19 protein-coding genes are annotated in these 21,319 nt (G+C 61.9%); 8 read left to right on the top strand and 11 right to left on the bottom strand.

Going from position 1 to position 21,319, the window contains the following annotated elements; translation table 11 throughout:
* Position 1 precedes the first annotated feature (1 nt).
* From AC1D3C_RS24075 to AC1D3C_RS24045, 7 genes are all read right to left on the bottom strand, one after another.
* Positions 2-922 (bottom strand): LysR family transcriptional regulator, encoded by a 921-nt coding sequence (locus AC1D3C_RS24075; protein WP_477484635.1) that lies wholly within the window; start codon positions 920-922, stop codon positions 2-4.
* Positions 923-1,039: 117 nt separating this feature from the next.
* Positions 1,040-1,747 carry a DJ-1/PfpI family protein gene (locus AC1D3C_RS24070; RefSeq protein WP_477484634.1) on the bottom strand — a complete coding sequence of 236 codons (708 nt, stop codon included), beginning with the start codon at positions 1,745-1,747 and terminating at the stop codon, positions 1,040-1,042.
* A 768-nt stretch (positions 1,748-2,515) separates the two neighbouring features.
* Positions 2,516-2,713 (bottom strand): hypothetical protein, encoded by a 198-nt coding sequence (locus tag AC1D3C_RS24065; protein ID WP_038541799.1) that lies wholly within the window; start codon positions 2,711-2,713, stop codon positions 2,516-2,518.
* Positions 2,714-2,870: 157 nt separating this feature from the next.
* Complete coding sequence (gene ppx / locus AC1D3C_RS24060) at positions 2,871-4,391, bottom strand: exopolyphosphatase (protein WP_477484633.1); 1,521 nt, start codon at positions 4,389-4,391, stop codon at positions 2,871-2,873.
* Positions 4,392-4,396: 5 nt separating this feature from the next.
* Positions 4,397-6,598 (bottom strand): RNA degradosome polyphosphate kinase, encoded by a 2,202-nt coding sequence (locus tag AC1D3C_RS24055; protein WP_408962415.1) that lies wholly within the window; start codon positions 6,596-6,598, stop codon positions 4,397-4,399.
* A gap of 51 nt (positions 6,599-6,649) precedes the next feature.
* Entirely contained in the window at positions 6,650-7,369 is a 720-nt protein-coding gene (gene hdaA / locus AC1D3C_RS24050) for a DnaA regulatory inactivator HdaA (protein WP_477484632.1), read from the bottom strand.
* A gap of 7 nt (positions 7,370-7,376) precedes the next feature.
* Entirely contained in the window at positions 7,377-8,609 is a 1,233-nt protein-coding gene (locus tag AC1D3C_RS24045) for an AI-2E family transporter (RefSeq protein ID WP_477484631.1), read from the bottom strand.
* 178 nt (positions 8,610-8,787) lie between these two features.
* Here AC1D3C_RS24045 and purM point away from each other — a divergent pair, with 178 nt between their 5' ends.
* The 4 genes from purM (at position 8,788) to AC1D3C_RS24025 (ending at position 11,488) form a co-directional block, all read left to right on the top strand.
* The gene (gene purM, locus AC1D3C_RS24040) at positions 8,788-9,861 is read left to right on the top strand and encodes a phosphoribosylformylglycinamidine cyclo-ligase (RefSeq protein ID WP_477484630.1); all 1,074 of its coding nucleotides are present in this window, start codon (positions 8,788-8,790) and stop codon (positions 9,859-9,861) included.
* Positions 9,858-10,541, top strand: a complete 684-nt coding sequence (gene purN, locus AC1D3C_RS24035; RefSeq protein WP_477484629.1) for a phosphoribosylglycinamide formyltransferase — start codon at positions 9,858-9,860, stop codon at positions 10,539-10,541. Before purM ends, purN begins: the two co-directional genes overlap by 4 nt.
* Before the next feature lie 105 nt (positions 10,542-10,646).
* A complete protein-coding gene (locus AC1D3C_RS24030; protein ID WP_172724457.1) occupies positions 10,647-10,973 on the top strand; it encodes an antitoxin Xre/MbcA/ParS toxin-binding domain-containing protein in 327 nt (108 codons plus the stop codon).
* The gene (locus AC1D3C_RS24025) at positions 10,970-11,488 is read left to right on the top strand and encodes an RES family NAD+ phosphorylase (RefSeq protein WP_477484628.1); all 519 of its coding nucleotides are present in this window, start codon (positions 10,970-10,972) and stop codon (positions 11,486-11,488) included. The genes AC1D3C_RS24030 and AC1D3C_RS24025 overlap by 4 nt, the downstream gene beginning before the upstream one ends.
* 10 nt (positions 11,489-11,498) lie before the next feature.
* On the opposite strand, the gene AC1D3C_RS24020 is transcribed toward AC1D3C_RS24025, so the two are convergent.
* The 3 genes from AC1D3C_RS24020 to AC1D3C_RS24010 all read right to left on the bottom strand — a co-directional run bounded on the left by AC1D3C_RS24020 (position 11,499) and on the right by AC1D3C_RS24010 (position 15,587).
* Positions 11,499-12,668, bottom strand: a complete 1,170-nt coding sequence (locus AC1D3C_RS24020) for an alpha-D-ribose 1-methylphosphonate 5-triphosphate diphosphatase (protein WP_477484627.1) — start codon at positions 12,666-12,668, stop codon at positions 11,499-11,501.
* A 175-nt stretch (positions 12,669-12,843) separates the two neighbouring features.
* Positions 12,844-13,437 (bottom strand): NUDIX domain-containing protein, encoded by a 594-nt coding sequence (locus AC1D3C_RS24015; RefSeq protein ID WP_477484626.1) that lies wholly within the window; start codon positions 13,435-13,437, stop codon positions 12,844-12,846.
* Entirely contained in the window at positions 13,434-15,587 is a 2,154-nt protein-coding gene (locus AC1D3C_RS24010; protein ID WP_477484625.1) for a molybdopterin-containing oxidoreductase family protein, read from the bottom strand. Before AC1D3C_RS24010 ends, AC1D3C_RS24015 begins: the two co-directional genes overlap by 4 nt.
* 83 nt (positions 15,588-15,670) lie before the next feature.
* Between AC1D3C_RS24010 and AC1D3C_RS24005 the strand changes: the two genes are divergently transcribed.
* The 3 genes from AC1D3C_RS24005 to AC1D3C_RS23995 are packed head-to-tail and all read left to right on the top strand — an operon-like array spanning position 15,671 to position 17,895.
* Positions 15,671-16,549, top strand: a complete 879-nt coding sequence (locus AC1D3C_RS24005; protein WP_247032040.1) for a 23S rRNA (adenine(2030)-N(6))-methyltransferase RlmJ — start codon at positions 15,671-15,673, stop codon at positions 16,547-16,549.
* 50 nt (positions 16,550-16,599) lie between these two features.
* The gene (locus AC1D3C_RS24000) at positions 16,600-17,265 is read left to right on the top strand and encodes a ribonuclease T2 family protein (protein ID WP_477484624.1); all 666 of its coding nucleotides are present in this window, start codon (positions 16,600-16,602) and stop codon (positions 17,263-17,265) included.
* Between the two features lie 33 nt (positions 17,266-17,298).
* Positions 17,299-17,895 (top strand): glutathione S-transferase, encoded by a 597-nt coding sequence (locus AC1D3C_RS23995; RefSeq protein WP_247136526.1) that lies wholly within the window; start codon positions 17,299-17,301, stop codon positions 17,893-17,895.
* Positions 17,896-17,954: 59 nt separating this feature from the next.
* Here AC1D3C_RS23995 and AC1D3C_RS23990 read toward each other — a convergent pair whose 3' ends face one another.
* Entirely contained in the window at positions 17,955-18,590 is a 636-nt protein-coding gene (locus tag AC1D3C_RS23990; protein WP_038541761.1) for an outer membrane protein, read from the bottom strand.
* Positions 18,591-19,260: 670 nt separating this feature from the next.
* On the opposite strand from AC1D3C_RS23990, the gene uvrC reads away from it, so the two are divergent.
* Positions 19,261-21,300, top strand: coding sequence for an excinuclease ABC subunit UvrC (uvrC, locus tag AC1D3C_RS23985; RefSeq protein ID WP_477484623.1), 2,040 nt, complete (start codon positions 19,261-19,263; stop codon positions 21,298-21,300).
* The last annotated feature ends 19 nt before the right edge of the window (positions 21,301-21,319 follow it).

Raw genomic sequence — 21,319 nt, 5'->3', positions numbered from 1 at the left:
TTCACGATGGCCGGATTCCCGGTACTTCAGAAACCTTGGCGACAAGAAAGTCGGCGAGAAGCCGGACGCGTGCAATGGCTGCACGCTCTGGAACGATCAGCAAGCTCACCGGGACCGGTGGAGGACGATAGTCCCCAAGCACGATCTCGAGCTGACCGTCGTCCAGAAGATCGTGGACCAGCCAGAGATGTGCAGGACCAATGCCGCGTCCGGCGGCAAAGGCTTGGCGCGCCGCAAGCCCGTGATCGACGCGCAACGTCCCACCGACCGGTATCATCAGACTTGTGCCATCGTCAGAGAAAAGAACGATCTGATCGCTCCCCGCAACATTCGACATCACGACCGTTTCGAACCGTGACAGATCGGCCGGGTGCTCAGGCCGTCCGTGAACGGACAAATAATTCGGAGCCCCCACCAGCAGCCGATGACTGTTTCCGAGCGCATGAAGCTTCATCGAGCTGTCGGTGAGAGGCCCAAGACGGAGCGCGATGTCAACGCCTTCGCGAACCAGGTCGATACGCTCGTCGGTCAGGTTCAGATCGATCCTGATGTCCGGATGCTTATCCTGGAATTCAAAGATGAGGCGGGTGATATGCATCACGCCGAGCGCTGCAGTACAGGAAAGCCGAACTGTACCCGCCGAGGCCTGACGGGCATTTCTTACCTCTTCGGCAGCCTGTTCGACCAGGCGCAATATCTGACGGCAATTCGTATAATAACGGCTACCTTCGTCCGTAAGGATTACGCGACGCGTGGTTCGGCTGAGCAGAGAGACGCCGACTGCGTCCTCAAGCTCATTCAGGTGTCGTGTCACGGTCGATTGACCGACACCGAGTTCTCTTGCGACCATCGACAGGTTGCCGCGTTCGGCGACGCGAACAAAGGTGCGCATCCTCTCAAGAGACAGTCCCGCGTTATCCATTTTTCAGCACAGCGATCCTCATTCTGCCCCTATAAGGAATAATCTCGCCTGTGCCTAGTTCGAAGCGCAAAACCGGCCTTTTCGAACACAGCGCGTTCACAGCTCTCCCACTCACCCCTAAGTGAGCCGAGCGTCTCGCCGAAGTCTGGATATCGCGTCGGCATCGATGGCCCTTATCTGATCTGCGATATCCGATGAAGCTTCCAACGCCTTCACTGTCGCGGGGTCGGCGGTCATGGGCGATCCGGCGAATGGAGGTTCAGGCGCATATTCCATCATCAACTGGATTTTCCGCGCGACATCTTCACCTGCCAGTTTGGCGGCCATGACCAAGCCAAGGTCGATACCCGCCGTCACGCCGCCGCCGGTGGCTCGCGTCCGGTCAAACACGACCCGCCGATTTACCGGCATTGCTCCGAAAGCTGAAAGCCTATGCAGCGCCGTCCAGTGAGTGGTGCACTCGTAGCCCTGAAGCAGACCAGCGGCGGCAAGCACCAGCGTGCCTGTGCAGGCGGCCATCAGGAACTGACAGCCGGGCTCCTGGCGCTGTAGAAACGAGAGAAGACGTTCGTCCTGCATCGCATCGAGATGACCGGGCCCGCCCGGAACAACAACGATGTCGAGTTGACCGCATTCTTCAAGCAACATGCTTGGGACGATACTCAGTCCGCTCGCACTTCGAACGGGAGCGCGTCCCTCGGCCAGCAGATGGCAACGCGTATTCGGCAGCCGCGTCAGAACTTCCCAAGGCCCGGTCAAATCAAGCTGGGTCAGCCCGGCAAACAGGACAAAGCCGATCTCACGAGGGGGTGCGCTCACAGACATCCAAGCTTGCTCAGCCAGTTGGCGGATAATATCGGTTTCGCGAGCATGCACATGAAAATGCCGGTGGACGCAACCGAAAAATCCACCGCCGCTCCAATCGCGAGCGATTGTTTATGGCAGGTTGGAAATCTACTTCGAGGTTCGCCGCAGGCAGGCGCGGGCCTCCAGCAATTCGCTACTTTGCTCGATGCGAAGGACGCTGGACATCTCCTTACCCGACAATGTGATCTTGAATTGTATATGGAAACATGCGCGACTGACTGATGACCTAGCCCTCGTCGCCGAGGTGGGCAATTACAGGTGTTTTTGGTTGTGCGGAGAGAGACGTGCGCCTCGCTTTTAAACTGATTTCGTTCGCTTTCTTTGCTTTATTATCTTCGCAAGAAGTGAGGTCGCAGGAAGTCCAGCTCTCCGGCCGATGGCAGCAGATTCCTCCGACGCGGGATCATGCGCAACTTGTTTTGTTGGGATCGTGAGGCAGGGCACAGTTCTTATCGTCAGCGCAAACAACGGTTGGTCTGCAACAGTACAAGCGGATCGAAACGGCCCTGCACACTTCGCCACCGGCCGGGGGCGGTGGAAAATGCGGCCCGGCACGATCTACAGCAACAAGGTTTTCGATGTTCTTTTCGCCCTTCGTGACGAGCAGCTGATGATGTTCATGGTCGTTGATCTCGGGAATGGTTCGAAACGGACCATTACAGCTGTTTTCGCCAGACCGGTCCCGAAACTCCCCGTGACCAGGGCCTAATGCACGTCTCCGGCTCCTCACCCGCGATAATTGAACAGCCATTTGATGAATGCGGCCGATATCGTCACGAAGGCCATCAGTCCCGCCCAGGTTTCCAGATAGAAGGGCGGCGGGGCGAGCAGCTTTCCTTCGATATTGAAGTAACCCAGCGTCATCAGCGTTGCGCAGACGACGAACGCGAGCGTGGCCCAGATCCAGATATGCAGATATGACATCCATCTCCTCCCTTTTGGCGGCCCGTAAAATAAATCAACGGCGTCGCCAGGGAAGTCGTCCAATCGGAGTATGCTCTCAGGTCGGATGAGGGTGCTGAAGGCGGCCGGCATGGTGACGGCACTTGCCTGGTCCCAGTTCCATGCGTCCCTGCCCGGCCTACTCGAACCGGAACGCCAGCCGTTTGCCCGTCAGCCTCGCCAGCTGCTGCAGGCGGCCGTCCAGACGCTCGCCGGCGAAATCGCGGTAGGCGGAGGGCACGACGAATTCGAGATCAAGATCCGGTTCGAAGGACGGGCGGAAGGTCAGGTGGTGGACGAGACCCGGCATCGAGGCCGAGAAGAGGTAGACGACCCGGAGCAGACCGCCGAGCAGCTTTGCAAGATCGAGCAGCCGTGGCGTCGCGATCGTCGCGAGCGGGCCGGTTTCGCCGTCGTCGTGCAGGCCTTCGAAACGGTAGTAGTTGGCGAGCGCCAAATAGGCCCGGCCGGCATGGGTGATGCCGACGAAGGAGGAGTGGGCGATCAGGTTCAGCGCCTGCAGGCCACGATAATCCGGATGGGCGCGCCAGCTGATATCGGCGAGCAGGCAGGCGGCCTGGCGATAGCGGCTTTCCTCTTCCGTCTCGACGATCCCGAAGGCCGGCACCATGCGGCCGGTCCAGTCGGCAAGCTCGCGGGCGTGTTCGGGCGATCGGGCGCGCAGGATCGCGAGCTGGTCGGCGGCAACCAGCAGCGGATCGCTTGCCTTCTCTTCGTCGGAAAGCAACGAATAGAGATAGCCTTCACGAACGCCCTGCGCCGAAAAGCTCACCCTGGCGGGCTTCATCACCGCCAGCACTTCCTGCATGGCGATCGCACCGAAGGGCAGCAGCGAACGGCGGCTCTTCGAGACGGCCTGCCAGGCTGGGTCCTTGCTGTCCTTGGCCGCGATCACCTCGTCGAGGAATTTCTGCATGTCCTCGAGAGACAGTTCGTAGCCCTGCATCATGTGCAGCGGATACTTGCTCATTTCCATGTGCAGCTTGGCGATGTTGCGCCAGGTGCCGCCGACGGCATAGAAGGTGCGGCCCGCGCCGTTTTCCAGGAACCGCGCGGTGTTCACCTGCTTGCGGGCGAAGGTGCGCGCCTTGGAAAGCGAATTGCCGGAGGATTCCGACAGCCGCAGCCCCCCGAGCGGCAGGGTGATGCCCTTGCCGAACTCCTTGCCCTTGATGTCGATCAGTTCCAGTGAACCGCCGCCGAGGTCGCCGGCGATGCCGTCGGGATCATGGAAGCCGCTGATGACGCCGAGCGCCGAATACCGCGCCTCCTCCTCGCCGGAGAGAAGCTGCACCTGCTGGCCGAGGATCTCCTCCGCCTGGCGGATGAAATCCGGCCCATTGGACGCTTCGCGAGCAGCAGCGGTCGCCAGCACATAGACTTCGGTGGCGCGGGCCTGGGTGGAAAGCGCGCGAAACCGCTTCAGCGACAACAGGGCGCGCGCGACACCCTCGTCGTCCATGCGGCCGTTCGAACCCAATCCCTTGCCGAGGCCGCACAGCACCTTCTCGTTGAAGAGGACGGTCGGCGCGCGGGATAGGCCTTCGTAGATAACGACGCGGACGGAGTTCGAGCCGATGTCGATGACGGAGACAGGAGCGATCCCCGGAAGGCGCCCCTGGGCTTCTGATCGTACCATATTGCCTATTTCTTGCGTCCCGACACAAGGCCGGCGATAAGTTTCGGAGCGCTGGACTTCAGGGCTTCACCGCGCCCCGAGAGGCTCGGATTGGTCATGAAATAGTGCTGCGCGTTAAAAGGTTCCTCGCCCTTGCGCACTTCCATGCGCCGCGACGTGCCGTCGGCCAATATCTCGTAGCTCTGCTGGTTGTCAATCAGGTTGCCGAGCATGATCTGGGATAAAACCTGCTCGTGCACGGTCGGATTGAGGAGCGGCACCAGCGTCTCGACCCGGCGGTCGAGGTTGCGCGGCATCATGTCGGCGGAGCCGATATAGACCAGCGCCTTGTCGGACGGCAGGCCGAAACCGTTGCCGAAGCAGAAGATCCGGCTGTGTTCCAGGAAACGGCCGACGATCGACTTGACGCGGATATTGTCGGAGAGGCCGGTCACCCGCGGGCGCAGGCAGCAGATGCCGCGCACGACGAGATCGATCTCGACGCCGGCGCGGCTGGCGCGATAGAGCGCGTCGATGATCTCCGGGTCGACCAGCGAATTCATCTTCATCCAGATCGCCGCCGGCTTGCCTTCCTGGGCGTGGCAGATCTCTTCCTCGATATGGCGCAGGATGCGCGGACGGAGCGTATAGGGCGAAACCGCCAGCTTCATGCTTTCCGCCGGCTCGCCGTAACCGGTGATGAAGTTGAAGATGTTCGCCATGTCGTGGGCGATCTTCGGGTTGCAGGTGAAGAAGGACAGGTCCGTATAGATCTTGGCGGTGATCGGGTGGTAGTTGCCGGTGCCGAGATGGCAGTAGGTCCTGAGCTTGCCGTCCTCGCGGCGCACAACCATCGACATCTTGGCGTGGGTTTTCAATTCGATGAAACCGAAGACCACCTGCACGCCGGCGCGCTCCAGGTCGCGGGCCCAGCGGATGTTTGCCTCTTCGTCGAACCGGGCCTTGAGCTCGACCAGTGCCGTCACCGACTTGCCCATTTCGGCCGCGTCGATCAGCGCCCGGACGATCGGACTGTCGTTCGAGGTGCGGTAGAGCGTCTGCTTGATGGCGAGCACGTCCGGATCACGCGCCGCCTGCAGAAGGAACTGCACAACCACGTCAAAGGATTCGTAAGGATGATGGACCACCATGTCCTTTTCGCGGATGGCTGCAAGGCAGTCGCCAGCGTGTTCGCGAACCCGCTCGGGAAATCGGGCGTTGTGGGTCTCGAAGCGCAGGTCGTCGCGCGGCGCCTTGGTGATTTCGGACATGGTGTTGAGCGCCAAAAGGCCCGGCAGAACCGCGACGCGGTTTTCCGGCACGCCGAGTTCCTGCACCACGAACTGACGGAGCGACGCCGGCATTTCCGAATCGGTCTCGATGCGGATGACCTTGCCGCGGCGGCGGCGCTTCAGCGCCGTCTCGAAGAAGCGCACCAGGTCTTCTGCCTCTTCCTCGACTTCGATATCGCTGTCTCGAATGATGCGGAACGTGCCGGCGCCCTTGACCTCGTAGCCGGGGAAGAGCCGGTCGGTGAACATGCCGACCACATCCTCCAGCGTGATATAGCGGATCGCGTTGTTGAGGTCCGGCAGGCGGATGAAGCGGTCGAGCGTGGTCGGCAGGCGCAAGAGCCCGGTCATCGGCTCCTTGCCGTGCTTGCTGTGCAGCTGCAGGCCCATCGAGAAGCCGAGGTTGGGGATGAACGGGAACGGATGGGCCGGGTCGATCGACAGCGGCGTCAGGACCGGGAAAAGTTCGTCGTCGAAGGAGTTCGCCAGCCAGTTGCGATCCTCGGCGGACAGTGCCGCGGGCCTGACGATCAGGATGTCTTCCTTGGCGAGATACTGCTGCAGCACGGCGAGCGAGGCCTGCTGCTCCATCTGCAGGTTGTCGATCTCCTGCAGGATATTGTCGAGCTGTTCGGCCGGCGTCTTGCCATCCGGCGAGCGGATGACGATGCCCTGGCGCACCTGGCCTTCGAGGCCGGCGACGCGCACCATGAAGAATTCATCGAGATTGGCCGCCGAGATCGACAGGAAGCGGACCCGCTCCAGAAGCGGATGGGCGGTATTCAGCGTTTCCTCGAGAACGCGGCGGTTGAACTGCAGCCAGGAGAATTCACGATTGATGAACCGGTCCGGACTGCTCATCAGGTCGAAATCGGTATTGGCCGCTTCCAGACCAGGCTCGCGCGTTTCAGTCGTGATCGAATCCATCTCATCCATCCCATGCTACCCCTTAGGGCCGAATACAGTTTGACGAGGGAACTGTCACAGTCAATCGTCAGCGCCGGCAGCGGTCCCGGAATTCCCAAAATCGTTCAGCACTTCCGCCGCCAGCGGACGGGTTATCCTGGTACCGCGCGCCAGCGCCAGGCGGTCCAGCCGCTCGACGATCGTCTGCGCCGCACCGAGCGACCGTTCCATCCGGTTGACGATGTAGCCTACCAGTTTGTCGTCGATATAAAGCTGGCGGTCGGCGAACAGTTTAACGATCACCTGGGCCAAAAGGTCCTCGTCAGGCTCGCCGATTTCCACGACGGTCGCCGCCTTCAGCCGGGACTTGAGGTCCGGCAAGGTAACGCCCCAGGAGACCGGCCACAGGCGGGAGGTCATCAGCAGGCTATGGCCGTTCTCGCGCACGCTGTTAATGACGTGGAAAAGTTCGGTTTCGTCGAAACCACGGCGTTCGGCATCCTCGAACAGGACAGGTCCCGCTGCGGCAACCGCCGCGGCATTCGAACCGGCGACCGGATGGATCTCGACGGCGCATGCCTTTTCCCGCCAGATATGCGCCAGGTGCGATTTTCCCGACCCTACCGGACCCGCCAGCACCACGACCGGCGACGGCCAGGCCGGCCATTCGTCGACGATCGCCACGGCCGCAGCCAGGCGTTCGGAAACCAGGAGGTCGTCCCGGGTTCTCGCCGCATCATGAGTGAATTGCAGCGGCAGCTGCTCTTGTCTGCGCCGCTCGCGCTCGCTGGTCTCGGTCATTGGTCTTTCAAATGCTCTTCTGAGAGTCATTCGCTTGAGGATCATCCGGCGCTTGAGAATTATCCGGCGCGTGAGGATCATTCGGGGCGGTTATCTCTGCGCCGTTTTCGGCATGTTCCAGCACATGCCGCGGTTCGGCCTCCTCCCAGGGAAGAGCGGCCGCTCGGCCGTAATAGATGTCGCTGTCAAGATACCGCGACAGCACGAAACGAACAAGCACGCCGACAACGGCCGCAGCGGGCACGGCGATCAGCAGGCCGACGAAGCCGAATATGGCACCGAAGGCAAACAGCGCGAACATCAGCCAGACCGGATGCAGGCCGACGCTTTCGCCGACAAGCTTCGGCTGCAGGATGTTGCCCTCGATGAACTGGCCGACGAAGAAGACGCCGGCAACGGCCATGATCCACGGATAATCCGGCCAGAACTGCACCAGCGCCACGCCGACAGAGAGCACCAGGCCGATCAGCGAGCCTATATAAGGAACGAAACTGATCATGCCGGCGATGAAGCCGATCAGAAGCCCGAAATTCAGGCCGACAACGGACAAACCGACCGCATAGAAGATGCCGAGGATGAGGCAGAGCGAGCCCTGGCCGCGAATGAAACCGGCGACCGATTCATCCATTTCCCGGGCGATCTCGCGCACCGTCGCCACCTGGTCGCGCGGCACCCAACTATCGACCTTGGCAACCATGCGGTCCCAGTCGAGCAGGATATAGAAGGCGACGACGGGCGTGACGATCAAAAGCGACACGACGTCGATGATCGCCTTGCCGGAATTCCAGATCTGGGTGAGCAGCGAACCGACGAAGCCGGCGCCCTGGCTCAGCACTTCGGAGAAATTCTGCTTGACCGTCTCGATCTGGGCGCTGATCCAATGCGGCAGGAACGAGCTTTCCGGGCTTGATATGATCTGCTGCAGCTGGGAAATATAGCCGGGCAGCGCGGCGGCGAACTCGGTGAACTGGTTGATGATGATCGGGATCACCAGCATCAGCGACAGGGCGAAGACCAGCACGAAACAGACGAGGATCACCACCGTCGCCATCAGCCGGCTCAAGCCCCGTCTTTCCAGCCAGTCGGCCACCGGATCGAGGAAATAGGCGAGCGCCATCCCGGCCACGAAAGGCAGGAGAATGGAGCGGAAGAACCACAGAAACACCACGAAGACGACAAGAACGCCGACCCAGAAGAAGATGTAGCGCTTCAGGCTCGCGCCGCTGATATGATATGCCATCGCCGCTTCCTCTGAATTGCCCGGGCGAAAAAGGGATAGGGAAGCCGGTAACGCAGGTCAAGGGTTTGGAAGCGGTGCAGCAAGACCTGTGAAAAGCCTTCAAAACCGCGTCCAACGCTTGCATCCGGCGTCATGTCGTGCAATTGCGGGCCGCTACAACGATCATTGGAGATGAACGATGAGCGAGGCGGGCAAGAACGGTCTCACCTATAGCGATGCCGGCGTCGATATCGACGCGGGCAACCTCATGGTCGAGAAGATCAAGCCGGCCGTGCGCTCGACCCGCCGCCCCGGCGCAGACGGCGAAATCGGCGGCTTCGGCGGCCTCTTCGACCTGAAGGCCGCTGGCTTCACCGATCCGATCCTGGTTGCCGCCAATGACGGCGTCGGCACCAAACTGAAAATCGCCATCGACGCCAATTTCCACGACACCGTCGGGATCGACCTCGTAGCCATGTGCGTCAACGATCTCGTCGTCCAGGGCGCCGAGCCGCTGCTCTTCCTCGACTATTTCGCCACCGGCAAGCTCGACCCGAACCAGGGCGCGGCGATCGTTTCCGGCATCGCCGCCGGCTGCCGCGAGGCGGGCTGCGCGCTGATCGGCGGCGAGACCGCCGAAATGCCCGGCATGTATTCCGACGGCGATTACGACCTAGCGGGTTTTGCAGTCGGTGCGGCCGAGCGCGGCCAGTTGCTGCCGGTCGGCGATATCGCGTCCGGCGACGTCATTCTCGGCCTCACCTCCTCCGGCGTTCATTCGAACGGCTTTTCGCTGGTCCGCAAGATCGTGACGCTTTCCGGCCTCGCCTGGGACGCACCCGCTCCCTTCCGTGAAGGCATGACTCTGGGTGAGGCGCTTCTGACGCCAACCCGCATCTACGTGAAGCCGCTGCTGAAGGCGATCCGCGAGACCGGCGCCCTGAAGGCCCTCGCCCACATTACCGGCGGTGGTTTTCCGGAAAACATTCCGCGCGTGCTGCCGAAAAACCTGGCGGCCGAAATCGATCTCGACTCCATTCCCGTCCCGCCCGTCTTCTCGTGGCTCGCCAAAACCGGCGGCGTCGAGGCGAAGGAAATGCTGCGCACCTTCAACTGCGGTATCGGCATGATCGTCATGGTCGCGCCCGAGAACGCCCAGGCGGTCGCCGATATCCTTACCGGTGAGGGCGAGATCGTCGTGCCGCTCGGCCGCATGGTCGAGCGCGCCGAAGGCGGCCCCGGCGTGATCTACCAGGGCACGCTCGGACTATGAGCGCACCGGCGGCAGAAACGGCGCGCAGAAAGCGCGTCGCCGTGTTCATATCCGGTGGCGGCTCCAACATGCTGGCGCTCGCCGATGCCTGCGCCGCGCCGGATTTCCCGGCCGAAATCGTCGCAGTCTTCTCCGACAAACCCTCGGCGGGCGGCATCGAGAAGGCGCAGGCGCGCGGCATCAAAACCTTCGTCTTCGAACGCAAGGGTTTTGCCGGCAAGGCCGAACACGAGGCGGCGATCCTCGCGGCCCTCGACGAGGTCCAGCCGGACATCCTCTGCCTCGCCGGCTACATGCGGCTCTTCTCCGCCGAATTCATCAGCCGCTACGAAGGCAGCATCCTCAATATCCACCCTGCCCTTCTGCCGCTCTTCCCGGGTCTTCACACCCATGAACGCGCCATCGAGGCCGGCGTCAAGATCGCCGGCTGCACCGTACATTTCGTCACCGAAGGCATGGACGAAGGCCCGATCGTCGCCCAGGGCGCCGTCCCCGTGCTTGCCGACGACGCCCCCGAGACCCTGGCCGRCCGCGTGCTGACCGTCGAACACAAGCTTTACCCGCTGGCCCTGAAGCTGCTGGCGGAAGGCATGGTGCGGATGGAGGGCGGCCGGACGATCACCTCGCCCGGCACAACGACCGATATCGCGGATCAGCGGATCTTCTCGGCGGGCAGATAGAGCCGGGACTCGACATGGAGCGCCAAACGTCCTACATTCTGTACGTAATCTTCGTACAGGAGACCGGACATGGTTGGTAAAACTCAGCGAATTCTCGATTTAGGGATGCCGTCGATGGAAGCCGAAGCCGTCTCTATCCGCCTTGGAATTTCGAAACGCGAACTGGCTGAGACGGCCGGGCTTTCCGCCAACACGCTCCAGCGCAAGGAGCGAGCGCAGTCTCCTGCAGCGACCACCCGTATCGGTGAAATGGCGGAGATCATCCACCGCGTCAGCGAATGGGCAGGAAGCGAACGGCAAGCCTTCGCCTGGTATCGTGCCGAGCCCATTCCGGCCTTTGGCGGCCGGACAGCAGAGAGCATCGTCAAGAACGGCAAGGCAGCCGCCTTGCGCGACTATCTCGATCATCTGGCGATCGGCGGCTTTGCTTGAGGTTCCAGGGCGTCTGCTACCGCGCCCATGATCCGCGCTGGACGATCAGCCCGATCTCCGGCGAAGGTGCTGCCATTCGCGGTGCCCGCTTCAATCCCAAGGGCATACCGGCACTCTATCTCTCTACTTCGATCGAAGGTGCGATCACCGAAGCAAGCCAAGGGTTTGGACACAGGATCCATCCGTTGACGATCTGCTCCTACGATATCGATTGCGACGATATCGCCGACCTTACGGACGAGGTTTCGCAAAATGCGTTTGGCATATCGCTTGATGTCATGGCGTCCGCCTGGGCGTCCGCACTCTCGGAAAGCAGGCGACCGGGATCGTGGGTAATTTATGACAATCTTTCCCGTACTTATGCCGGCATCCTCGTCCCCTCCTTCGCCCACCGGGCCGCAACCTCGGTCAGCAATCTCGTGCTGTGGGACTGGGGAGCCGACCTGCCGCATCGCGTCCACGTCATCGACCCGACAGGCAGGTTGCCGAAGAATCAGAAGTCCTGGGAGGAGTAACCTCCGAGCCTTACGCCGCCAGTGCCCGCAGCGGATGCAGCGTACCGTCGCTATAGACGAAGCGGCCGGCGCGGAAGGTGGCGCGGATGCGGTGCACGTCGCCCTTTTCCACCACCACCAGATCGGCGCGCTGACCGATGGCGATTTCGCCTCGGTCCGTCAGGCCGGCGGAGCGGGCGGCATTGCCGGTCGCCATGGCGACGGCTGCCGGCAGGCCGCCTGCCGATGCCTCCGCCAGTTTGAAGATGCCCGGCACGAAGGCGGCCGGATGGTAATCGGCGGCAATCACCGTCAACAGACCGGCTTTGGCGGCGTCGAGCGCGCTCAGATTGCCGGACATCGACTGGCCGCGCAGGGCGTTCGGCGCGCCCATTAGCGTCCATAGCCCGCGTCGGCGCGCCTCCTCGGCGGCCGGCAGCGTCACCGGAAATTCGCTGATCGTCACGCCGAGATCGAACATCTCGGCCACCTTCTCGACGCTGTCGTCGTCATGGGAGGCGAGCGACAGGCCGTGTTGCAAGGAGAGCGAAACAATTTCCTTCAGCTTCACCTCGATCTGCGGATCTTCTCGCATGGCAATGCGCTTCTGAACAATCTCGGCGGCCATTTCCTGTGAAATCGCCCGGCGTTCCGAAATGCTGGCAACGTAGGCTGCGATGTTGTTGTACTGGCCCTGGCCCGGCGTGTGGTCGGTCAGCGATACCATGTCGATTTCGTCGGCCTTCAGCAGCCGTTCCAGAGCGGGCGCCGCGCCGACATTGGTGATCTCGTAGCGGGCGTGGACGCGGTGGTCGATCAGCAGGTTGTCGCCCAGGCGGTTGATGCCCTCGATGATGGCCGAGGTCGTCTCCAGCGAGCGGACATGCCCGTAGACGCTTTCGGTGGCGAAGGAAACCGCCGCATAGGCCGTGGTGACGCCGGCTGCGGCAAGCTTCTTGTCCAGTTCGTGGATGCCGAAATCGATCGGCATCTGGGCGTTCGGTCGCGGCGCGATCTCGCGCTCGATCATGTCGCCATGCAGATCGACAAAGCCCGGCATCAGCAGTCGCCCGCCGCCGTCGATCACGGCGCCGGCGACCGGTTCGGGGCGGATCTCGGCGATCACGCCATCTTCAATCCGCACAGAACCTGAGTTCACCACCTCGTTCGGCAGAACGAGGGTGAAATTGCCGAGCCACATGGCTTTCTCCTGACCATATAAGGATGATTATCAAGAGGCAGCGCTTAGCCGCCATTCGTGACATTCATGTGAAATCCAGGCGGCTCGAGGTCAAATCACAATCACGCGGCGTCTGAAACAACAGGCGAACGCACTGATCGGCGTTTCGAGCCTGCGCGGCGACATCGTCCAGACATCAGGCTGTGAATGATGCCCGATTGATCACCGCCCATTGCAGCATCATGATCGTCTTCGCATCGATGATTTCGCCATTGGCGATCATCGCGAACGCCTCGTCGAGCGGCAGTTCGAGAACCTCGATATCCTCGTGCTCCTCGGCAAGCCCGCCGCCACCGTTCACCCGGTCGGAGAGATCGATCGGCGCATGGAAGAAATGCACGAGTTCGGTGATCGCGCCGGGCGACATGAATGCCTTGAAAACAAACCGCACATCCCGCAGGCGGTAGCCGGTTTCCTCCATCGCTTCGCGCCGGATCGCCTCTTCCGGGTGGTCCTCGTCGAGCAGCCCGGCCGGCACTTCGACCATCCATGCCGGCTTGCCGGTCAGATAGGCGGGCAATCGGAACTGCTTCACCAGCACGACCATGTCGCGCTTCGCATCGTAGAGAAGGATGCAGGCGGCCTCGGACTTGTGGTAGATTTCGCGATGCAGGCGGTGCGTCTCGCCACTGCGATCGGCGTAGTCGAGTTCGTAGCTCGAAAGCCGCGTCCAGCCGTCCGACAACGTCTTCTCGCTGACGAGCTTCACCCGATCATTCCGCCCGGTCATGCTGCGTCCTTGCGGAGCCATACCTTGTTGTCGTGGAAGGCCGCCCCGCCATAGGGCGCCACGGCGTCGGCGCCGGTCAGCACGTTGATACCCTCGCCGTCGAGGTGTTTGCGGTTCGGCCACAGCCCCTCGGCGATCAGCACGCCCGGCCTCGCGCCAGCCACCAGCCTTGCATGTAGGCGGATTTCGCCGCGGGTGTTGCCGAGCCGGACGATATCGCCGTCGACGATGCCGAGGCGCTCCGCATCGGTCGGCTCGATCATCACTTCCGGCCGCCCTTCCCGCTCGTACGAGCTCTTGGTCTCGGTGAAGGAGGAGTTGAGGAAGCTGCGAGCCGGCGAAGTCGCCAGCCGGAAGGGATGCGCCTCGTCCGCCACTTCGATGACATCGACCTGGTCGGGGAAGACCGGCAGTTCGCCGATCGGTCCCAGCGGCCCGACATTTTTCGGCGGCTTGTCCGGCGACGGGCCGTTCGCCCAGTCCGGCCTGAAGCGGAATTTTCCGTCCGGATAACCAAACCCCTTGATGTAATGGGCGGTTTCGAAATCCGGCTGCGCATCGATCCATTTGGTCCGCGCCAGATCCTCGTAGGCGCCCCAGTGGCTGGCCTTCAGAATGCGGTCGATATGCTGGCGTTCGTCGAGGCCGAAACCAGGAAAATGATCGACGCCGAGGCGCTTGGCCAGTTCCTCGATGACGAAGAGGTTGGTGCGCACCGTCGACGGCGGCTCGACCAGCTTTGGCCCGAGCAGGATATGCTGCTGGCCACCGGAGCGGTAAAGATCGTCATGCTCGACGAACATGGTGGCTGGCAGGACGATATCGGCGACCTCAGCCGTATCGGTCATGAACTGCTCGTGCACCGCGACGAACAAGTCGTCGCGCAAGAAGCCCTGGCGGACGAGGCGCTGTTCTGGGGCGACGTTCATCGGATTGGTGTTCTGGATCAGCATGGCCGTCACCGGCCCACGGTCACGCAGCGCTTCCGCGTCGCCGGTTAGCACCCGGCCGATCTGCGACTGGTCGAGCTGGCGGATATCGGGATCGGCATAGGCCGTGCCCATCAGCTCGGACTTGTTGAGCCTAAAGATCTCGCCGTTGTTGTGAAAAGCGCCGCCGCCCTCGTATTGCCAGCAGCCGAGCACGGTCGCGATCGACAGCGCCGCATGCATGGCGACGGTGCCGTTGCGCTGGCGGGCAAAACCGTAGCCCAGCCGGAAGAAGGTCTTTTGGGTCGTGCCGACGAGGCGGGCGAAGGTCTCGATCTCTTCGACCGACAGGCCGGTGATGGCGGAGGCCCATTCCGGCGTCTTCGCCTTCAGATGGACTTCGAGACCGACCGGATCGTCGGCATATTGCGCCATGTAGGCGCGGTCGGCATATCCGTCGCGGAAGGCGATGTGCATGACGGCGCAGGCAAGTGCTGCATCGGTGCCGGGGCGCACGGTCAGCGCCATATCGGCCTGTTTCATCGTCGGGTTGTCGTAGATGTCGATGACGACGATCTTGGCGCCGCGCTCCTTGCGCGCCTTCACCGCGTGGGTCATGACGTTGACCTGCGTGGAGACGGCGTTGGTGCCCCAGATCACCACGCAATCGGACTTTGCCATCTCACGCGGATCGGGACCGCGCAGAGCGCCGGTTCCCATCACGTAACCGGTCCAGGCCATGTTGGTGCAGATCGTGCCGAAGAAGCCGGAGTATTTTTTCGCATGCCGCAGGCGCTCGATCGAGTCGCGCTGCACCTGGCCCATCGTGCCGGCATAAAAATAGGGCCAGATCGCTTCCGATCCGTATCTCGCCTCCGCCTTGACGAAGGCGTTAGCGATCTCGTCGAGTGCGGCCTCCCAGGACAGCTCCTGCCAGTTCCCCTCGCCCTTGGCGCCCAAGCGGCGCTTCGGGTGCATCAGCCGGCCGGGATGGTAGAGCCGCTCGGAATAGCGGGCGACCTTGGCGCAGATGACGCCGGCCGTATAGCTGTTGTCGGCAGCCCCGCGCACGCGGCCGATGCGGCCGTCGGCGGTGAGATCTATGTCCAGTGCGCAGGCCGACGGACAGTCGTGCGGACAGACGGTGTGTCCGACGGAATTGTGGCCGGACTTTTCTGGGGCGATTGGGGTTTTCGCGGTAATCGGGGTCGCAACGTTCATGGCTTTTCTATATTGCAAGCTGACGTCCGCAAAAAGCGTGATTTGCAGCCCATCAATTTAATTCAAGCGAGACACCAGCAACGATGAACTACCGGCACATCTATCACGCGGGCAATTTTGCCGATGTCCTCAAACACGCGGTTTTGGCGCGGTTGATCCGCTATGCGCAGAACAAGGACAAGGCTTTTCGCCTGCTGGATACCCATGCCGGCATCGGGCTTTACGACCTTTCCTCCGACGAGGCGCAGAAGACCGGCGAATGGCGCGACGGCATCGGCCGGCTGATGGACGCGGAACTGCCGTCAAAGGTCGCGGACCTGCTGGATCCCTATCTGACGGCGGTCAGGGAGTTGAACCCGACCGGCGCGCTCAAACTTTATCCCGGCTCGCCGAAACTTGCCCGTATGCTGTTCCGCCCTCAGGACCGGTTGTCGGCAATGGAACTGCATCCGGAAGACTTCAATCGCCTGCACAATCTGTTCGAGGGCGATTTTCAGGTACGCGCCACCGAACTCGACGGCTGGCTGGCGCTCGGCGCGCATCTGCCGCCGAAGGAAAAGCGCGGAATTGTGCTCGTCGATCCGCCTTTCGAGGAAGAAGGCGAATACAGGCGCCTGGTGAAAGGCCTGTCGACCGGCTGGCGCCGCTTTCAAGGCGGCACCTTCTGCCTCTGGTATCCGATCAAGAAGGGCGCGCCGCTCAGGGCCTTTCACGATGAGCTGAAGGCGCTGGACATCCCGAAAATGCTGTGCGCCGAGTTGACCGTTCAAAGCGACCGCGAGACGACCGGGTTGTCCGGCTCCGGCCTCATCATCGTCAACCCGCCCTTCACGCTAAAGGAGGAGTTGCACACGCTTCTGCCGACGTTGAAAACCATCCTGGCGCAGGATCGGTTCGCCTCGCAGCGAGCCTTCTGGCTGACCGGCGAGACCGTCGACAACGACCTCGATTCGGAGTCTTGACCAGGCGTGGCTTCCCGCCCATGGTGCCGCGCATTGCAGGGGGCCGGCCGATGACCAACCGTTTTATCGCTTTCCTTTTTCTCGCGCTTTTCGCATCCACCGCCTCCGCCCAGGAGCGCCGATCGGACAATCGGCAGGATCACGCGGGACAGTTCGATTTCTACGTCCTGTCGCTTTCCTGGTCGCCAACCTTCTGCGCTTCGCAGAGCGGCGGCAAAAACGACCAGCAATGCAGCACGGACAAGGACTTCCGCTTCATCGTCCACGGGCTGTGGCCGCAATATGAAAAAGGCTATCCGGATTTCTGCGAAACGAAGGAACCGGGCCGCGTGCCGCAGTCGCTCGGCAAACCGCTGTTCGACATCATGCCGTCGATGGGCCTGATCGGGCATCAGTGGCGCAAGCACGGAAGCTGCACCGGGCTCAGCCAGGGTGACTATTTCGAGAAGGTCCGCGAGGCCTTTTCGCGGATCAAACTGCCCGCCGACCTGTCCCGCGGCGATTCGGCCCTGACGCTGTCAGCCGACCAGATCGAAGAGAAATTCGTTGCCGCCAATCCGGGCATGAGCCACCGCGGCATCTCGACGAGCTGCGAGGGCCGTCAGCTGGAAGAGGTGCGCATCTGTTTCACCAAGGATCTGCAATTCCGCGATTGCGCCGAGGTCGACCGCGACAGCTGCAAGGTCAGCCAGATCACCCTGCCGCCCGCGAAATGACGGCGCGCTGAAGTTCGTCGAGAAGGAAAGATCATGAAGCTGCTTTATTCCCCGGCCTCGCCCTATTCCGCCAAGGTGCGCATGGCGGCGCGCCATCTCGGCATCGGGATCACCGAGGTGAAGACCGACACCAATGCGGCGCCGCCAGAACTGGTGAGCAACAACCCGCTCGGCAAGATCCCTGTCCTGCTCCGTGAAGGCGAGCCGCCGATCTACGACAGCATCGCGATCATGCACTGGCTCGATCGTCAGTCGGGCGGCAAGCTCTATCCGAAGAAAGATGCAAAGCGCACCGAGGCGGAAGTGCTGGAAGCGCTCTGCGACGGCATCACGGATTGCCTTCTGGCAATCGTCTACGAGCGCCGCTCGCGCGACGAGGACAAGGTCCACCAGCCATGGATCGACAAACAGTGGGGCAAGGTCGTGCGCGGGCTCGATCACCTCGAGAATAACCTGCCGAAAACCGGCAAGAAACTGCATGGCGGCCATTTCGCGCTGGCTGCGTTGATCGGTTACCTCGATCTGCGCTTCAACGGGCAATGGGCCGCGGGCCGGCCGGAACTTGCCTCCTGGCCGGACGTCTTCACCAAGCGCTTCGCTTCCTATACCGCGATGAAATCGGCAGCCTAAAAACAAAAAAAGCCCGGACCGAAGCCCGGGCTTTCCCCAGCCTGTTAAGGCTATTGAACTTAGAACTTCACGCCGATACCGACCTTGACGCTGTGGTCGTCGAAGCCCTTCGAGACCGAACCGGAATCGAGCGAGTAGCTGTCCGAACCGTAATCCGTGTAGCGATATTCGACACGAGCGGTGACGTTGTTGGTGATGAAGGCTTCGGCACCGGCACCGACCGTGTAACCCACGCCGGTCTTGCTGTCGGACGAGGTCGCGTCACGCAGTTCGTTGTCCTGCAGAGCGACACCGGCCGTACCGTAGATCAGGAAGGGGTTGAGGTCATAGCCGACGCGGCCACGAACCGAGCCGTTCCAGCCAGCCTTGCCTTCAAAGCCATCGTCCGTGGTGCTCTTCGTGCCGTTGTAACCGACGTCTGCTTCGACACCGTAAACGATCGAGCCGCTCTGGAAGTTGTAGCCCGTATAAGCACCGCCGCCGAACTGGCCGTCGCGGTCGCCGCTACCGAAGCGACCCCAGTCATACTGACCATAACCACCGAGATAGAAACCCTGCCAGCTGGCAGCCGGGGCCGGCTCTTCGGTTGCAACCGGGGCCTGCGGAATTTGTTCGACGGCATCAGCGGCATTGGCCGCGGAGATGGCGATGAAGCTGACTGCCGAGGCCATCAGAGTTGCGATGAGAGTACGCATACATTTTCTCCTTTTACTGCTGCGCCGGGAATTCGCCGCGACAACATGGTTGGCGACACATTTGTTCCCTGCCCGCTGAAACGGAATGTGGAGGGCAATTGAGGAATAGAAAGAGCCGAAATGTGAATTGATTGTGGCGCACAGAAGGCCAAAATTTGATGTTGCTGTATCGCAACACACGTTTGATTAACCTTAAGCAATGCTTACTTTAAATATAAATATTTTTACATTTATAAATTACTCCTTAAATCCAAAGCACAACTCAGTCAATACACTTGTCAGCGCGAACCGGCGCGGGCGCCACTCGCCAAGTTCGACTTGTATTCGCAGCAAAACCGGATCGGCCGCTTGTAGAAATCAAAACTTGAGCAGAAACACGGACGTATTTCGCCTCTCCGCAGGCGGACGGCCGGCGCCGGCCGCCGGATTTCTGCCTTAAATATTCCACCGCGGGAACGGCCATTTCGGCCTTCGTCAAGAGCATGGGCGGAATTTTTGCCAGCGCTTTCAAAATCTGCCCCGAGACACTATTTCTCCGGCAGCGGCCTTTGCGCAAGGAATCGGGCCGCTTCAGCGCAATATTTTGACAAGCTGCCGTCGTCGGCACATGTCATGGACGCATGGTTCGAATCGGTGATGGCCGGATGCCGACATCCGGCGGAGACTAGGAATGAACGGAACGAAGCTGCCCGACGGCGGCGTTCTCTACGACGAGACGGAAGAAGACGACGACGACGTGCTGGTGGCCGAGCCGGCCCAGAGCCCCGCTGCGTCGATCGACTGGAACGAAGGCTGGAAGAACGACAGCGGCCTGAAGGGCGCCGACCTGATCGCCGAATTCGTCAAGCACCTGCCGAACGCGCCGGGCGTCTACCGGATGTTCAACGATGCGCAGGACGTGCTTTACGTCGGCAAGGCGCGCAGCCTCAAGAAACGCGTTGGCAATTATGCGCAGGGCCGCGTCCATTCCAACCGCATCGCCAAGATGGTGCGCGAAACCACCCATATGGAATTCGTCACGACGCGGACGGAAACCGAGGCGCTGCTGCTCGAGGCCAATCTCATCAAGCGCCTGCGGCCGCGCTTCAACGTTCTTCTGCGCGACGACAAATCCTTTCCCTATATCATGATCACCGGCGACCACCGGGCTCCGGCGATCTTCAAGCATCGCGGCGCGCGGGCGCGCAAAGGCGATTATTTCGGCCCCTTCGCGTCGGCGGCCGCCGTCGGTCGCACCATCAATTCCCTGCAGCGCGCCTTCCTGCTTCGCACCTGCACCGACAGCGTCTTCGAGACCCGTACCCGCCCGTGCCTGCTGTTCCAGATCAAGCGCTGTTCGGGCCCCTGCACCCGCGAGATCAGCGACGAGGGTTATGCGGCGCTGGTCGAGGAAGCCAAGGATTTCCTTTCCGGCAAGAGCCAGAACGTCAAGTCGGCGATCGCCCGCCAGATGACGGAAGCCTCCGAGGACCTGGATTTCGAGCGCGCCGCGATCTATCGCGACCGGTTGGCGGCGCTCAGCCACGTCCAGAGCCACCAGGGCATCAACCCGGCCGGCGTCGAGGAGGCGGATGTCTTCGCAATCTACAACGAGGGCGGCATGTCTTGCATCCAGGTGTTCTTCTTCAGGACCGGCCAGAACTGGGGCAATCGCGCCTATTTCCCCAAGGCCGACCCGCAGCTTTCCGGCCCGGAAGTGCTCAACGCCTTCCTCGCCCAGTTCTATGACGACAAGCCGGTGCCGAAGCAGATCCTGCTCTCGGAAACCGTCGAGGAACAGGATTTGCTCGCCCAGGCTTTTTCTGAAAAGGCCGGCCACAAGGTGACGATTTCCGTGCCCCAGCGTGGCGAGAAGAAGGACCTGACCGACCACGTGCTGGCCAATGCCCGCGAGGCGCATGGCCGCCGGCTCGCCGAAACCTCGTCGCAGGCCCGCCTGCTGCAGGGGCTCGCCGAAACCTTCAGCCTGTCCTCCGTGCCGCGCCGCATCGAGATCTACGACAACTCGCATATCATGGGCACCAATGCCGTCGGCGGCATGGTGGTGGCGGGGCCGGAAGGCTTCGTGAAGAGCCAGTACCGCAAGTTCAACATCAAATCGACCGACATCACCCCCGGCGACGACTTCGGCATGATGCGGGAAGTGATGACCCGCCGCTTCTCGCGCCTCCTCAAGGAAGAGGGCATTCCCGACCGCACCGCCATTGCCGGCGCCAGCGCCGAGGATGCGGCCGATGCCGCCTTCCCCGCTTGGCCGGACGTGATCCTCATCGACGGCGGCCAGGGGCAGATGAGCGCGGTACACGCCATTCTCGACGAACTCGGCATCCGCGACGTGGTGACCGCGATCGGCGTCGCCAAGGGCGTCGACCGGGACGCCGGCCGCGAGCGGTTCTTCGCCGACGGCCGATCCGATTTCTCGCTGCCGCCGCGTGATCCGGTCCTCTATTTCATCCAGCGCATGCGCGACGAGGCGCATCGTTTTGCAATCGGCTCGCACCGGGCAAGGCGCAAGAAGGAGATGGTCAAGAACCCGCTCGACGAGATTTCAGGGATCGGACCCGGTCGCAAGCGCAAGCTTCTGCAGCACTTCGGCACGGCGAAGGCGGTGTCGCGGGCGGGCCTGACCGACCTCATGGCGGTCGAGGGCATTTCCGAGGCTGTCGCCAAACAGATCTACAACCATTTCCACGAGAACCGGGCCGGCTAAATCGGCATGACGCCATCGG

This window comes from Neorhizobium sp. P1_A6, from assembly GCF_056406795.1.
Note: the sequence above shows the minus strand (reverse complement) of the source record. Positions and strands in the feature narration are given on the sequence as shown.

Coding starts and splice junctions, on each gene's coding strand:
- AC1D3C_RS23990 (WP_038541761.1), bottom strand. CDS start 18,590: ATGCGTACTCTCATCGCAACTCTGATGGCCTCGGCAGTCAGCTTCATC.
- AC1D3C_RS24045 (WP_477484631.1), bottom strand. CDS start 8,609: ATGGCATATCATATCAGCGGCGCGAGCCTGAAGCGCTACATCTTCTTC.
- AC1D3C_RS24055 (WP_408962415.1), bottom strand. CDS start 6,598: ATGGATGAGATGGATTCGATCACGACTGAAACGCGCGAGCCTGGTCTG.
- AC1D3C_RS24020 (WP_477484627.1), bottom strand. CDS start 12,668: ATGTGGCTCGGCAATTTCACCCTCGTTCTGCCGAACGAGGTGGTGAAC.
- hdaA (WP_477484632.1), bottom strand. CDS start 7,369: ATGACCGAGACCAGCGAGCGCGAGCGGCGCAGACAAGAGCAGCTGCCG.
- ppx (WP_477484633.1), bottom strand. CDS start 4,391: ATGGTACGATCAGAAGCCCAGGGGCGCCTTCCGGGGATCGCTCCTGTC.
- AC1D3C_RS24075 (WP_477484635.1), bottom strand. CDS start 922: ATGGATAACGCGGGACTGTCTCTTGAGAGGATGCGCACCTTTGTTCGC.
- uvrC (WP_477484623.1), top strand. CDS start 19,261: ATGAACGGAACGAAGCTGCCCGACGGCGGCGTTCTCTACGACGAGACG.
- AC1D3C_RS24000 (WP_477484624.1), top strand. CDS start 16,600: ATGACCAACCGTTTTATCGCTTTCCTTTTTCTCGCGCTTTTCGCATCC.
- AC1D3C_RS24070 (WP_477484634.1), bottom strand. CDS start 1,747: ATGTCTGTGAGCGCACCCCCTCGTGAGATCGGCTTTGTCCTGTTTGCC.
- purM (WP_477484630.1), top strand. CDS start 8,788: ATGAGCGAGGCGGGCAAGAACGGTCTCACCTATAGCGATGCCGGCGTC.
- AC1D3C_RS24030 (WP_172724457.1), top strand. CDS start 10,647: ATGCCGTCGATGGAAGCCGAAGCCGTCTCTATCCGCCTTGGAATTTCG.
- AC1D3C_RS24065 (WP_038541799.1), bottom strand. CDS start 2,713: ATGTCATATCTGCATATCTGGATCTGGGCCACGCTCGCGTTCGTCGTC.
- AC1D3C_RS23995 (WP_247136526.1), top strand. CDS start 17,299: ATGAAGCTGCTTTATTCCCCGGCCTCGCCCTATTCCGCCAAGGTGCGC.
- AC1D3C_RS24005 (WP_247032040.1), top strand. CDS start 15,671: ATGAACTACCGGCACATCTATCACGCGGGCAATTTTGCCGATGTCCTC.
- AC1D3C_RS24010 (WP_477484625.1), bottom strand. CDS start 15,587: ATGAACGTTGCGACCCCGATTACCGCGAAAACCCCAATCGCCCCAGAA.
- AC1D3C_RS24015 (WP_477484626.1), bottom strand. CDS start 13,437: ATGACCGGGCGGAATGATCGGGTGAAGCTCGTCAGCGAGAAGACGTTG.